Raw genomic sequence first — 14,563 nt, 5'->3', positions numbered from 1 at the left:
CGGCGATCGTGACCACATTCAAGCGCAAAGTCTTTTACCTGGGCGGGTTCGACCCACGCGGCGTGCGTTTTTATTACAATCTAGCCAAGGAACAGCTTGGCCGGTACGCCGATAAAACTGGTGAGATCGTGACTGTTTCGCGGCGTCGCAAGGCCTCCGCGATCCGCAGCGACTGGACGATCCGGAACGACACGACCGACGCGACGACGGATTACAGCTTCCTGCGCTGGGAAGACATCGTCCAACAAGCGTGGATCCGCAACCCGGTCCAGCTCGGGCTGCGTGCCGCCCGCGTGTACCGCGACCATTTTCGGCTGTTCGACTTCGCCACCGTGAAGAAGATTGCCACCGGGCCGCTGGTGACGATGCTCTATCCGCCGATCCTGAGCGTGTTGTTACCGTTGCTGCTCGCCCTGCCCGTGTTTCTCGTCGCGCTGATCTGGCTGCCCTGGTGGCTGGCGCTGGTCATCGGCCTGGTCTTGGGAGCCGCCGGATCGATCCCGTTGCTCAACGGCATACGCGCGCCGTGGCTGCTGCGCTTCTTCGTCTTCAACGGCGAGTTCGGCGACGGCGAAGGATCGCCTGCACTCCAGGCCAGGCTCGACGCATTCGTCGACGAGATCGTGAAGGACCTGCACGGCGACTATGACGAGGTGCTGCTGGTCAGCCACAGCAACGGCTCGATCCTCGCCATGCTGCTTATGGCCCGCCTGCTCGCGCGCCATGACGGTACGCTGCCGGCAAACTTCGTGCTCGTCACCTACGGCCATTGCATACCGCTGGTCGCCTGCCGACGCGATGCGACCCGGTTTCATGAGCGGCTGCGCTATCTGTCGGCACAGGATTTCCGCTGGATCGACATCGGCTCGCCGCCCGATGGCGCGGCATTCTTCGGCGCCAACCCGCTGCTCCTGGTCGGCCCGTCGCCGCGTCCGCGGATCGAACTGCTTAGCCCGCGCTTCCACCGGTTCTACGAGCCCGAAACCTATCACAAGGGCTGGCGCAACAAATACGAGATCCATTTCGACTATCTGCGCGTCGGCGACCGCGTGAGCCCGCTCGACCTGCCAAGCCTGACCGCATCGTCGCGTGGCATCGAAGCCTCGGTCGTCGCGTTCCGGACGATCGCATGACCGTCCGCTTCACACCGCCCTATCCGCAGCCGCATTCCACGAAATCGTCGCTGTTGAAGCGCTTCGTGCGCGGCTGGAACTCGTGGATCCACGTGCTGTTCGACAAGAGCTACACGATGAAGATGGGCGAGATCCACACGCCAGCGCTGTCGTTCTACATCGCCAACGAGCTGCCCTTGGTCCGCCGCATCCTCGAAACCGATGCGGAGATCTTTCCCAAGCACCGTTTCCTGCAGGACCTGCTCGATCCGCTGATCGGCAATTCGGTGTTCTCGTCGAACGGTCAGGATTGGCTCGACCAGCGCGCGATGGTGAACCCCGCGTTCAGCCATACCGCGCTCAAGGGCGTGTTCCCGATGATGGCCGCCGCGGTCGACGACCTGCTCGCGACGATGCGCGCGCTCGACCTGTCGAAGCCGGTGTCGATCGATCCGCTGGCGACGCACATCGCCGCCGACGTGATCTTCCGGACGATGTTTTCGCAACCCTTGGATGCGGCGGGTGCGCGCGCGATCTTCGATGCGTTCCACGACTATCAGAAACAGGCGCAGCGCAGTTCGATGTTGCGGCTCTATCGCCTGCCCGGTTTCGGCTATCTCGGCCGTGCACGCCGCGCCGCCGCCCGGATCCACGCAGTGTTCGCCGGGATCGTCGCCGAGCGCTATGCCGCGACGCATACGCGCGGCGAACGCGGCGAGGACATCCTCCAGTCGCTGATCGACGCACGCCATCCACGAACCGGCGCGGCGTTCAGCGAGCATGAGGTGATGGAGCAGATCTCGACGATATTCCTCGCCGGGCACGAAACCGCGGCAAGCGCGATCACGTGGGCGCTGTATCTGCTCGCCCGCGAACCCGCATTGCAGGACGCCATCCGCGCGGAAGCCGGCGAGGGTCCGCTGACCTACGAAGCGCTTCGCGGCCTGAACGTCACGCGCAACGTCTTCCGCGAGACGCTGCGGCTGTATCCGCCGCTCAGTTTCCTGGTGCGCAGCGTCACCTGCCCGGTCGACATGCGCGACAAGCATCTCGAGACGGGCGCGATGCTGGTCGTCTCGCCGTGGCTGGTGCAACGCAACCGCGACAATTTCCCCGAACCGCACGGCTTCGACCCCGACCGCTTCAACGATCCCGAGCAGGCCAGCGCGTGTCGCCACGCCTACCTCCCGTTCGGCAAGGGGCCGCGCGTGTGCATCGGCGCCGGCTTCGCGCAACAAGAGGCGCTGCTGACCTTGGCCGGGATCGTCCGGACATTCGAACTTGCCGCGATTCCCGGCGACGATCCCGAACCGATCAGCCGGCTTACGCTGCGCGCGGGCAACGGCGTCCGGCTGATGCTGACGCTACGTTAGGACGTCGCGCGCGATCTTCCCCCGCCAGGGGGAGGTGGCTGGCGCTTGCCAGACGGAGGGGGAGGAAAGGGAAACGGAGGTTCCGTGTCCTCCCCCCGTCCCCTTCGGCGACACCTCCCCCTGGCGGGGGAGGATGATTAATTTGTTGCCTCAATCCGCCGCGATCGGACCTTTGGGCGGATCGGCCCGACGGGTGAACCAGACCAGCACGATCAGCGCGAGGCATAGTAACGACGACAGCCGGAACAGGTCGGTCGAGGCCAGCAGATACGCCTGCCCGACCATCTGCCGAGTGATCGCCGCCGCGGCCTGAACGTCGGTCAGCCCCATCCGCGACAGGCCTTCGCGCGCCATCTGGTACGGCGACCCTGCTCCCACCGCTTCCGACAAGCGACTCTGGTGGAGCGTCTCGCGCCGGTCCCACGCAGTGGTGATCAGCGACGCGGCGAAGCTGCCCGCCGTGATCCGCGCGAAGTTCGAGATACCGGTCGCCGAGGGCAGCCGCTCGGCCGGGATGCGATCGAACGAGATCGTCAGCATCGACAGGAAAAACGTGCTCATCGCGATCCCCTGCACCAGCATCGGCAGCATCAGGTCGTAGAAGCTGGCGTACGTCGTGTAGCCCGAGCGCAGATAATAGGAGTAGCCGAACGCCGCGAACGCCACGCTGGCGAGAATGCGCGCGTCGAACTTGCCCGCGAGCTTGGCGACGAACGGCGTCAGGATCACCGCGACCGCGCCCGACGGCGCTGCGACCAGCCCGGCCCAGGTCGCGGTATAGCCCATCTGCGTCTGCAACCAGAGCGGCAGCAGCAACGTGTTGGCGAAGAACACCGCATAGCCGAGGCAGAAGGCGGTCGTCCCGATTGCGAAATTGCGGTTCTTGAACAGCGTGAGGTTTACTGCCGGGTTGGCATCGGTCAGTTCCCAGATCAACCAGCCGACGAACCCGATCGCGGCGATCACGGTGGCGATGACGATACGGTCGGCGGCGAACCAGTCGTCGTTCTTGCCGAGATCGAGCACGATCTGCAGCGCACCGACCCAGATCACCAACAGGATCAGCCCGACCTGATCGATCGGCAGCTTCCGCGTCGGCGTGTCGCGCTTGCCGAGCTTGTTCCAGCACACGAACGCGGTGAACACGCCGAACGGGACGTTGATCAGGAAAATCCAGCTCCAGTGATAATTGTCGGAGATATAGCCGCCGAGAATCGGCCCCATGATCGGCGCGACCAGCGTCGTCATCGACCAGATCGCCAGCGCGGTGCCCCGTTTGTGCGCGGGGAAGATCGCGATCAGCAGCGCCTGGCTGCCCGGGATCATCGGGCCCGACACCGCGCCCTGCAGAACGCGGAAGCCGATCAGCGACGGCAGGTCCCACGCGATCCCGCACAGGAACGACGCGATCGTGAACAGCGCGACGGACACGCAGAACGTCCGCACCACGCCGAACCGGCCCATCAGCCACCCGGTCAGCGGCACCGCGACGCCGTTGGCGACCGCAAACGCCGTGACGATCCAGGTCGAGTTGTCGCTGCTGACGCCGAGGTTGCCGGCGATCGTCGGCAACGACACGTTGGCGATCGTGGTGTCGAGTACCTGCATGAACGTGCCGAGCGCCAGCGCGAACGCGGTCAGCGCGAGCGAGCCGCCGACGAGCGGGGCGGGGCCGGTGGTGGAGGGGGCGGCCATCAGCGAGCGCTCCGGTGAGAGCGGAGCACCCGAGCACGGGCACCACCCCGGCGAAGGCCGGGGCCCAATTGGGGAACGCTGTTGCTGAAGGACGGTGCTACGTTACGACCACCTTGCCAATTGGGCCCCGGCCTCCGCCGGGGTGGTTTGCAACGCCGGGGTGGTGCCCCCAACACAGCGAACCGTCCGCTTCTTGTTCTCCCGCGAAGGCGGGAGCCCAGACTGGGCTCCCGCCTTCGCGGGAGAACAAGGATGCACGCGCCAGCATCAGCCCCGCAGTTCGGGAGCACACGACGCACGATAATCACCGGTTCGCCGCGATGATCTGGCGGATCTTCGCCTCGACCGCGGGGTTGCCCGCACCTGTCGCCAGGCCCTTGTACGCCGCCGTCGCAGGCCGCCCGACCATCGTCCCGGATTTGTCCGCCGTATCGACGATCGCATTCACCGACAGCCCGACCCGCAGCGGATTCCGCCGCAACTCGCCCTTGTCGAGCGCGATCCGCACCGGCACGCGCTGGGTGATCTTGATCCAGTTGCCGCTCGCGTTCTGCGGCGGCAACAGCGCGAAGGCGTTGCCGCTGCCCGCGCCCAGCCCGACCACGCGTCCGTGATAGACCAGATCGTCGCCGTACATATCCGCGGTCACCGTCGCCGCCTGCCCGATCCGCAGGTCGCGCAACTGCGTCTCGCGGAAATTCGCGTCGACCCACACCCGGTCGAGCGGCACCACCGACATCAGCGGCATCCCCGCCGACACCTGCTGCCCGAGCTGCACGGTACGCTGCGCGACAACGCCGTCGATCGGCGCGACGACGTGCATGTGGCTGCGCGTGATCGCCGCGCGCCGATACGCCGCGATCGCCGCCATCACCGCCGGGTTGTTCGACACGGTCGTCCCAGCAACGCCGCTACGCGACTGCGCCTGCTGGCTGCGCGCGAGCTGCAGCGTCGCCGCCGCCACCTTCACCTGATCCGCCGCATGGCTCAGCTCTTCGCCGGAGATTGCGCCCTCGGCAGCAGCACCGCGTCGTCGCACAAGGTCGTTCCGCGCGCGCGCCAGTTCGGCCTCGGCCTGCACGACGGCGGCGCCGGTCTCGTTCACCTTCGAGAAGTCCGACCGCGTGGCACGCACCGCCCGTGCGAGCTCGGCCTCGGCCGACGCCAACCCGACATCGGCGGTCGCCGCGTCGAGGTCGATCAGTGGCTGCCCGGCCTTCACGACCTGCGTGTTGTCGGCATGGATCGCGGTCACCTGGCCCGGATCGCGCGCGGTGATCGAGACGACGTCGCCCGCGACATAGGCATCATCGGTTTCCTGCTCGGGCGCGGCGAGCAAGAAATGAAACACCGCCCATGTGATCGCACCGATCACGACGACTACGGCGAGGATCGTCAGCGCACGCTTTCGGACCTGCGGATTGCCCGCGGGCGCAGCGGCAGGTGGCGGAGTCTGCGTATCGGTCATCGTGTCACACCCTGAAAATCGAAACCGCCGCCCAGTGCCAGTACCAGTTGCACGCGCTGTTGCGCGGCATCTGCGGCAAGGTCGGCATCAGCCTGTTCGGCGGCGAGCAAGCGCACATCATTGTCGACAAGGTCGAGGCGGTTATCGAGCCCGCTGGAAACGCGGATCGCGTTCAGCCGCCCGGTTTCGGCATAGCCGCGCACCACCTCGCGCTGTCTCGTCCGATCAGCGTCGAGCGCACCGATCCGCGCAACCGCGTCCCCCGCCTCGCGGACCGCGCCGATCACCCGATCATTATAGTCCGCGGTCGCCAGATCGAGCGCCGCGGTGGCACCCGCGAGATCCGCTTTCAGCCGCCCATTGTCGAAGAGCGGCAGGTGGATCGCCGGGCCTATGCCGGCCGTTCCCGCATCCAGCGACAGCAGGTTGCCGAGCCCGATCGCCTGGAACCCCGCCATCGCCGCGAGATTGACGTTAGGATAAAACGCTTTCCGAGCGACCTGGCGGCCAGCGGCGGCCACCTCGATCCTCGCCTGGGCCGCCGCGATGTCCGCGCGGCGGGCAAGAAGATCGGCAGGGACCGTCTTGGGCAATGCCAAACCGGCGTCCAGCGTCAGCGCCGTGGAGCCGATCGTCGCGGAATAATCCGCCCCGCGCCCGGCGAGCGCCGCCAGCGCGTTCTTCGCAAGCACCTGCGCCGCCTGCGCGCGCAGCAGCGCCTGCCGCGCCTGCGCTAGCAACGTGGTCGCGGCCTGCGCATCGAGCTTGCTGCCAAGTTGGTTTCGGATCCGCACGTTTACCAGCCGGAGCGAATTTTCCCGGGTTGCTATCGTCCGCTGCGCGATCGCCGCCTGCGCCTCGGCCCGTTCGAGATCGATATAGGTCTGCACCACCGCACCCGAGAGCGCCATCCGTGCCGCCGCGACGTCGAGCGCCGCCGCGCGCACCGACGCCCGCGCACCCGCGATCGCCGCCTTCTGCCGCCCGAACAGATCAAGGTTCCAGGACAAATTCGCGGCCACCGTCCCGACGAACCGCGTTGACCCCGCATAGGGCGGCGGGATGGTGTAGCGACCGCTCAGCCGCGCGAACTGCTCCTGCGCATCGAGCGTCACCTCGGGGCCGTTATCGGCACGGCGTGTCGACAGCACCGCCTGTGCCTGCGCGACCCGCGCCAGCGCCGCATCGAGCGACGGACTGCCCGCCACCGCATCGCGGACCAGTCGATCGAGCTGCGGGTCGCCGAACGAGCGCCACCAGTCGCTGGCGATCATGGGTGCCGCCTCGCCCGACAGCCCGAGCGCGTTATCCGAAAGCGGCGCTACCATTGTCTGCGAGGCAGGGATCGCACACCCCGCCAACAGCATCGCCGTCGCGACCGCGCCAACCCGAAACGTCGTGATCGTCATGGCCTGCGTCCTTCGGTGGCGGCGGCATCGAGCGTGATCCGCAATTTCTGCATCAAGCCAATCAGCGTCTCGATCTCGGTCTTGTCCCAGTCCACCAACAGGCGGTTCCAATAGTCGATCACCCGATCCCGGCACCGGATCGCGACCGCCTCGCCGTCCGTGGTGAGTTCGAGATTGAGGATCCGCCGGTCGTCCGCGGCCCGCGACCGCGTGACCCATCCGCGCTGCTCCAACGTGTCAACGAGGCGCGTGGTCGCGCCCTTGTCATGCGACAGGTCACGCGAAAGGTCGGCGCATGTCGTGGCGCGGCCCGTCCAGATCGACATCAGCGCCGACCATTGCGTTCCCGACATCCCCTCGTCGGCGAAGATCGGCTCGGTCAGACCCTGGCCGAGCTGGTGGACGCGGCGCGCCTGATAGCCGACCGAGCATTCGGGCGTGAACGCAGTCTTCGTGTAAAAAACCATTTAGTTGCCATGGCAACCATTGCCTGGGCAGTCAAATGCTTCTTCCGAGTCGGATCGACGGAACATGACGGCTGTCGCCGTAAACCGTCGCGGAACTATGGAAGAGTGGCTGCCGCGAAATAGGACGCGATCGACCAGACGTTGGCTCCGGTATCGTTGCAACCTGCTGCAAGCGCACCGTTAAAGGTGACACACGAAGGTCGCCTTGAACCACTGTCGCGCCAGCAGCCGGACTAGGTGTTCGCCGCTAAATCGTGTAATGCGCTGTATCGCTTCCGCATGCCGCGAGCAGGGTAGCGACGGGGAGGATCGAGCCTCTCGCTTGCAGAGCCCGAGGAGTGCCTGCGATGATCGTCCGATACGATATCGAATACAGCCTGATGCGCGAAGCGGTCGAACGCGCGGCCTGCGAAGCGGCGCCCGATCGGGCGGCCAAGTCGTCGCATGCGCGCTTGGCGGACAGTTATGCCGATCGAACTTCGAGGCTGCGCGAGCAGCGCCGCGCCGTGCGATTGCTCGACGAGGCACGACGCGGCGTCAATCTCGACGATGCTTCATTGCGCTGACCAGCGCTGCAGTCAGCTGCATTGTCTGCCCGCTGCGCAGCCGAGCCCGGTCGATCCGAACGGCGACCTCGCCTGACCGCGTCGAAGCGAATGGATTGCTCGCTGCCGGCTCCTGACAGACACTGGCGAAAACAAACGGCCGTCGATTAATAGCTGACAATGCCGTCACCCTACCCTTCCCCGATCCGCTCCCCCTTGCTAAGGCCCCTCCGGTAACAGCATTTTTCGCTCGGTCCCCGACGCGCCCGCGTGGCCTATACGGCTGCTTTCCCCTCGGCGCCCGGCGGCCCGACGCCCACGGGAAGGACCCCTATGACTGCCATTGGCCAGGATACCCTCAAGACCCGCACCAGCCTCTCCACCGGCGGCAAGTCGTACGACTATTACAGCCTCGCCAAGGCGTCGGAACAGCTCGGCGACATCAGCCGCTTGCCGTTCTCGATGAAGGTCCTTCTCGAAAACCTGCTGCGCTTCGAGGACGGCGTGACCGTCACGCGCGAGGATATCCAGGCGATCGTCGACTGGCAGAAGGAGCGCCGCAGCGACCGCGAGATCCAGTATCGCCCCGCACGCGTGCTGATGCAGGATTTCACCGGCGTGCCGTGTGTCGTCGATCTCGCCGCGATGCGCGACGCGATGACCAAGCTCGGCGGCAACCCCGAGAAGATCAACCCGCAGGTCCCCGTCCACCTCGTCATCGATCACTCGGTGATGGTCGACGAGTTCGGCACGCCGCAGGCATTCCACGACAACGTCGACCTCGAATATGAGCGCAACATCGAGCGCTACGAGTTCCTCAAATGGGGCAGCAAGGCGCTCGACAATTTCCAGGTCGTCCCCCCCGGCACGGGCATCTGCCACCAGGTGAACCTCGAATATATCGGTCAGGCCGTCTGGTCGTCGGCTAGCTCGGACGAGCACGGCAACGGCACGATGATCGCGTATCCGGATACGCTGGTCGGTACCGACAGCCATACCACGATGATCAACGGCCTGGGCGTGCTCGGCTGGGGCGTCGGCGGGATCGAGGCTGAGGCCGCGATGCTCGGCCAGCCCGTGTCGATGCTGATCCCCGAGGTCGTCGGCTTCAAGCTGCTCGGCAAGCTGAACGAGGGCATCACCGCGACCGATCTCGTGCTCACCGTCACGCAGATGCTGCGCGCCAAGGGCGTGGTCGGCCGCTTCGTCGAGTTCTTCGGCCCCGGCCTGTCGTCGATGACGCTCGCCGATCGCGCGACGATCGCCAACATGGCGCCTGAGTATGGCGCGACCTGCGGTTTCTTCCCGATCGACGACAAGACGCTCGATTACATGCGCCTTACCGCACGCTCGGATGAGAACGTCGAGCTGGTCGAGGCCTATGCCAAGGCTAATGGCTTCTGGCGCGACGAGAACGCCGAGGATCCGGTGTTCACCGACACGCTCGAACTCGACATGGGCACCGTCGTCGCCTCGCTCGCCGGCCCCAAGCGCCCGCAGGACCGCGTCAGCCTCAACAAGGTCGACGAGGTCTTCAACAGCGACCTCCACAAGCTGTACCACAAGGAGCAGCCCGCCCGCGTCGCGGTCGAGGGTCGCGAGCATGACATCGGCGACGGCGACGTCGTCATCGCCGCGATCACCAGCTGCACCAATACCTCGAACCCGTCAGTACTGGTCGCCGCAGGGCTCGTCGCGCGCAAGGCGAACGCACTCGGTCTCAAGTCGAAGCCGTGGGTGAAGACCTCGCTCGCCCCCGGTTCGCAAGTCGTTACCGACTATCTCGACAAGGCTGGGCTGACCGCGGACCTGAACGCGCTCGGCTTCAACCTCGTCGGTTACGGTTGCACCACCTGCATCGGTAACTCGGGTCCGCTCGCGCCTGCGATCTCGGCTGCAATCAACGAGAACGACCTAGTCGCCGCGTCGGTGCTCTCGGGCAACCGCAACTTCGAGGGCCGCGTGTCGCCCGACGTCCGCGCCAACTTCCTCGCCTCGCCCCCGCTGGTCGTTGCCTATGCGATCAAGGGCACCGTCACGACCGACATGATCGAGACGCCGCTGGGCCAGGGTTCGGACGGGCAGGACGTTTATCTGCGCGATATCTGGCCGACCAACGAGGAAGTCCGCACGACGATGGACGCCAACATCGACGCGGGCATGTTCGGTGCGCGCTACGGCGACGTCTATGCGGGCGACGCCAAATGGCGCGAGATCGACGTCACGGGCTCGGACACCTACGCATGGCGCGCAGGGTCGACCTATGTCGCCAACCCGCCCTACTTCGAGGGCCTCAGCATGACGCCGTCGCCGGTGCAGGACATCATCGACGCCAAGCCGCTCGCGATCCTCGGCGATTCAATCACCACCGATCACATCTCGCCGGCCGGTTCGATCAAGGCCGACAGCCCCGCTGGCCGCTTCCTGCAGGAGCATCAGGTCAGCAAGGCGGACTTCAACAGCTATGGCGCACGTCGTGGCAACCATGACGTGATGATGCGCGGCACCTTCGCCAACATCCGCATCAAGAACGAGATGGTCCCCGGCGTCGAAGGCGGCATGTCGAAGTACGACGGCGAAGTCATGGCGATCTACGACGCCGCGATGCGCTTCAAGCAGGACGGCACGCCGCTCGTGATCGTCGCGGGCAAGGAATACGGCACCGGATCGTCGCGCGACTGGGCGGCGAAGGGCACCAACCTGCTCGGCGTCCGCGCCGTGATCACCGAGAGCTTCGAGCGCATCCACCGCTCGAACCTGGTCGGCATGGGCGTGCTGCCGTTGCAGTTCGCCGAAGGCACCGATCGCAAGACGCTCGGCCTCGACGGCTCCGAGACGTTCACGATCCTCGACGTGGCGAGCATCCGCCCGCGCCAGGACGTGACGGTGAAGATGACCCGCGCCGACGGCACCAGCGAGACGTTCCAGACCAAGTGCCGGATCGATACCGTCAACGAGCTGGAATACTTCCTCAACGGCGGCATCCTCCACTACGTCCTGCGCAAGCTGGCCGCGTAAAGACTGCCCCACGATCCTCCCCCGCAAGGGGGAGGTGGCGCCGTAGGCGACGGAGGGGGAGGACACGGAACAGAGGTTTCCCTTACCTCCCCCTCCGTCAGGCAAGCGCCTGCCACCTCCCCCTGGCGGGGGAGGATCGATAGACTTCCAAAATCTCAGGTTTGTCGCGCGTCTCGCGCCGCGGCTCCCCGCGCGCTCCCGAACAAAAAAGGCGGGGCGATCGCAAGGATCGCCCCGTAGTTCAGGGAGAGGACCGGGACAGGGGAGACCCGGTCAAGTCGCCGTCCACAGGGGGAAAGGGAGCGGCGACGCACTCCCCATCGCCCCGATATGTTGCAAGAATATGTCGAACGCGGCGAATGACGAACTTTTCACCTGACTAAGCTCAAACTCATCCTCCCCTACAAAGGGAGGTGGCAGCGCGCAGTGCTGACGGAGGGGTGACCCGCTCTCGACAAGGCGTACCCCTCCGTCGCTTCGCGCCACCCCCCCTTGCAGGGGAGGACCCCTGTTCAGACGGAAAGCGCCCGCCCCGCCACGGCATCCAGCTTCGCCACCAACGCCGGATCGCGAGCCTCCCGCGCCGTAATGATCGCGCAATCCAGGCACGTATCGATCGGCGAAGCCTCCCGCTCCACCGGCAGCGCGCGCAGCAACGCCATCACCATCGCCCGAGCCTTCGCCGCATTCGCGCCAAGCTGCGCCACGACCTGCGCGACGTCGACGCCAGCCTCGTCCTCGCGCCAGCAGTCATAATCCGTCACCATCCCGACCAGCGCATACGGAAGCTCCGCCTCCCGCGCGAGCTTCGCCTCGGGCATCGCGGTCATCCCGATCACATCGCAGCCCCATTGACGGTAGAGCCGGCTTTCCGCCCGAGTCGAGAATTGCGGGCCTTCCATCGCGAGATAGGTGCCGCGGTCGCCGACCTGTGCGCCGGCTTTGCGCGCAGCGTCGGCGACATAGCGCGACAGCCGCGGACAAACCGGGTCCGCCATCGAAACATGCGCTACAAGGCCCGTCCCGAAGAAGCTCGACGGCCGCCCCTTGGTACGATCGATGAACTGGTCGACGACGGTGAAACTCCCCGGCGGCCGCTGCTCGACCAGCGACCCGACCGACGACACCGCCAGCACGTCCGTAACGCCAAGCCGCTTCAAAGCATCGATATTCGCCCGCGCATTCAGCGCCGAAGGCGAGATCCGGTGCCCCCGCCCATGCCGCGGCAGGAACGCGACACCTACATGCCCGACGCGGCCGGTGTAGATCGCGTCCGATGGCTCGCCCCACGGCGTCTCGACCGTCTGCCAGCCGCCGTCCTCGATCCCGTCGACCGCGTACAGCCCCGACCCGCCAATAATGCCGATCGTCCAGCCGCTCATTTGGCGAGCGCCCTCGGCCGAGCGTAGACGAAGTAGATCGCGAGACCGAGCAGGTTCCACAGCCCGAAATACAGCTGCGTCTTCGAGGGCAGGCTGAAGAAGAGGTACAGGCAGCCGAGGATACCGATCGTGCCGACCAGCGTCGCCGCCGGCGCGCGGAACGTGCGGACCGCGTCGGGCGCACGGCGGCGCATCACCAGCATGCACGCGCAGACCGCGACGAATGCGGCAAGCGTACCTGCGTTGGCGAGCGCGGCGATTTCGGCGAGCGGCAACAGGCCTGCGATCACCGCGACGATCGCCGCGGTGATCCAGGTGATGCGGACGGGGGCACCTCGCCTGGAGACCTTGGCGAGGCTCAGCGGGAGCAGACCGTCGCGTGCCATGGTGAAGAAGATCCGGCTTTGCCCGAACAGGAACGCGAGCAGCACCGTCGGCAAGGCGATCACGGCCGAAGCACCGAGGAAGGTCGCGAACCCCGGCCGACCAATCTCGCGGAGGATCAGCGCGAGCGGCTCGGCGCTGCCGGCGAATTTCGTGTACGACAACGCTCCGACCGCAGCGACCGCGACGAGGATATAGATCGCGATGCAGGCGACCATCGACCCGACGATCCCGATCGCGAGGTCGCGGCCGGGGTTCTTGGTCTCCTCCGCCGCGGTGGAGATCGCGTCGAACCCATAAAAGGCAAAGAAGATGATCGCCGCCGCAGCCATGACGCCGCGCTCGGCTCCGTCGGGCTGAACCGCCTTGGGGAATCCATAAGGCATGAACGGATGCAGGTTGGCGCTGTTGAAATAGTGCAGCGCGATGAACACGAACACGGTCAACGCGATCATCTTCACGCCGACCAGCACCGCGTTCAACGTCGCACTCTCGCGCGTCCCGAACGACAGCACGCCCGCGACCACCGCGATGATGAAGATGGCCGGCACGTTGAGGATGCCGCCAAGTTCTGGGCTGAGCGTCAGCGCCTCGGGGAACCCGAACGCACCGCGCAGCAACGGCGCGGCATAGCCCGACCAGCCAACCGCGACGGTCGACACGACGAGGGAGTATTCGAGGATCAGCGACCAGCCGATCACCCAAGCGATCAATTCGCCGAGAACGACGTAGCTGTAGGTGTAGGCGCTGCCCGAGGCGGGGATCATCGTCGCCATCTCGGCATAGGCGAGCGCCGCGCAGGCACATATCCCGCCGGCGATGATGAAGGACAGGATGACGGCGGGGCCCGCGAGCCCTGCGCCGACGCCGATCAGCGTGAGGATGCCCGTGCCGACGATCCCGCCGACGCCCATCGCCACGAGGTGCGGCCACGACAAGGTCCGGGCAAGCTGATGCTCGGGCGGCTGCTCGGTGACGATTTTTCGGCGAAACAGACTGGCCACGGATATCCCCTCTTCTTTGCCGCGGGGAGTGGCACAGGACGAGACCAAGGGGCAAGGCCAGCGGCCGATCGCCTACCTCAGCGAAAATATCCTCCCCGGCGGAGGCAGGGGTCCGGTTGACGAGGTCATTGCGACGATGCGCAACGCTATGTCAGCAGCATCTCCCAACTGGGCCCCGGCCTTCGCCGGGGTGGTAGAAGGGGAGCCGAAATCGAACGGCAGTCTGCACTTCCTTGTTCTCCCGCGAAGGCGGGAGCCCAGCCTGGGTCCCCGCCTTCGCGGGGACACAAATTAGCTAACGCTGGTACTCAAACGGTGAAGCTCTCGCCGCACCCACACGCACCCTTGGCATTGGGGTTCTGGAACACGAACCCGGCGGTGAAATCATCCTCGACCCAATCCATAGTCGACCCGATCAGGTACAAAATCGACCCGCCATCGACGAACAAGGTCCCCCCCGGTGTATCGATCCGCTCGTCGAAAGGCTTGGCCTCGGTGACGTAGTCCACCGAATAGGCCAGCCCCGAACACCCACGCTTAGGCGTTGACAGCTTCACCCCGATCGCACCCCCCGGAGCCCGAGCCATAAGATCGGCGATCCGCGCATGCGCCGTCTCCGTGAGGTTCAGCGCCGCCGGTCGTGCTCGCAATGTCGTCGCCATCACCAATTCCTTCTGCTCCCCTCCCGCCTGCGGGAGGGGTTGGG

At 66.1% G+C, this 14,563-nt stretch carries 11 protein-coding genes; 4 read left to right on the top strand and 7 right to left on the bottom strand.

Annotated features, from left to right (window positions below; genetic code table 11):
• Positions 1–8 precede the first annotated feature (8 nt).
• Positions 9–1,133: a hypothetical protein gene (locus O6Y00_RS03325; RefSeq protein WP_353441185.1), complete on the top strand. Its 1,125-nt coding sequence runs from the start codon at positions 9–11 to the stop codon at positions 1,131–1,133.
• Positions 1,130–2,485: a cytochrome P450 gene (locus O6Y00_RS03320; protein WP_353441184.1), complete on the top strand. Its 1,356-nt coding sequence runs from the start codon at positions 1,130–1,132 to the stop codon at positions 2,483–2,485. Before O6Y00_RS03325 ends, O6Y00_RS03320 begins: the two co-directional genes overlap by 4 nt.
• 150 nt (positions 2,486–2,635) lie before the next feature.
• Here the strand turns inward: O6Y00_RS03320 and O6Y00_RS03315 are convergent, their stop codons facing one another.
• The 4 genes from O6Y00_RS03315 to O6Y00_RS03300 form a co-directional block, all read right to left on the bottom strand.
• Complete coding sequence (locus O6Y00_RS03315; protein ID WP_353441183.1) at positions 2,636–4,180, bottom strand: DHA2 family efflux MFS transporter permease subunit; 1,545 nt, start codon at positions 4,178–4,180, stop codon at positions 2,636–2,638.
• Positions 4,181–4,484: 304 nt separating this feature from the next.
• Entirely contained in the window at positions 4,485–5,648 is a 1,164-nt protein-coding gene (locus O6Y00_RS03310; protein WP_353441182.1) for an efflux RND transporter periplasmic adaptor subunit, read from the bottom strand.
• A complete protein-coding gene (locus O6Y00_RS03305) occupies positions 5,645–7,057 on the bottom strand; it encodes an efflux transporter outer membrane subunit (protein WP_353441181.1) in 1,413 nt (470 codons plus the stop codon). Before O6Y00_RS03305 ends, O6Y00_RS03310 begins: the two co-directional genes overlap by 4 nt.
• Complete coding sequence (locus O6Y00_RS03300) at positions 7,054–7,524, bottom strand: MarR family winged helix-turn-helix transcriptional regulator (RefSeq protein WP_353441180.1); 471 nt, start codon at positions 7,522–7,524, stop codon at positions 7,054–7,056. The genes O6Y00_RS03305 and O6Y00_RS03300 overlap by 4 nt, the downstream gene beginning before the upstream one ends.
• A gap of 347 nt (positions 7,525–7,871) precedes the next feature.
• Here O6Y00_RS03300 and O6Y00_RS03295 point away from each other — a divergent pair, with 347 nt between their 5' ends.
• Both O6Y00_RS03295 and acnA read left to right on the top strand, forming a co-directional pair.
• The gene (locus tag O6Y00_RS03295) at positions 7,872–8,090 is read left to right on the top strand and encodes a hypothetical protein (RefSeq protein WP_353441179.1); all 219 of its coding nucleotides are present in this window, start codon (positions 7,872–7,874) and stop codon (positions 8,088–8,090) included.
• Positions 8,091–8,402: 312 nt separating this feature from the next.
• Complete coding sequence (gene acnA / locus O6Y00_RS03290; protein WP_353441178.1) at positions 8,403–11,087, top strand: aconitate hydratase AcnA; 2,685 nt, start codon at positions 8,403–8,405, stop codon at positions 11,085–11,087.
• Positions 11,088–11,599: 512 nt separating this feature from the next.
• Here acnA and O6Y00_RS03285 read toward each other — a convergent pair.
• The 3 genes from O6Y00_RS03285 to O6Y00_RS03275 all read right to left on the bottom strand — a co-directional run bounded on the left by O6Y00_RS03285 (position 11,600) and on the right by O6Y00_RS03275 (position 14,519).
• On the bottom strand, positions 11,600–12,469 hold the full coding sequence (locus O6Y00_RS03285) for an S-methyl-5'-thioadenosine phosphorylase (RefSeq protein WP_353441177.1): 870 nt from the start codon (positions 12,467–12,469) through the stop codon (positions 11,600–11,602).
• Entirely contained in the window at positions 12,466–13,857 is a 1,392-nt protein-coding gene (locus O6Y00_RS03280; RefSeq protein ID WP_353441176.1) for an amino acid permease, read from the bottom strand. The genes O6Y00_RS03285 and O6Y00_RS03280 overlap by 4 nt, the downstream gene beginning before the upstream one ends.
• 308 nt (positions 13,858–14,165) lie before the next feature.
• Positions 14,166–14,519 (bottom strand): HesB/IscA family protein, encoded by a 354-nt coding sequence (locus tag O6Y00_RS03275; RefSeq protein WP_353441175.1) that lies wholly within the window; start codon positions 14,517–14,519, stop codon positions 14,166–14,168.
• Positions 14,520–14,563 lie beyond the last annotated feature (44 nt).

The organism is Sphingomonas faeni, from assembly GCF_040407565.1.
GTDB classification, from domain to species: Bacteria; Pseudomonadota; Alphaproteobacteria; order Sphingomonadales; family Sphingomonadaceae; genus Sphingomonas; species Sphingomonas faeni_F.
This window is presented reverse-complemented; position numbering and strand designations above follow the sequence as displayed.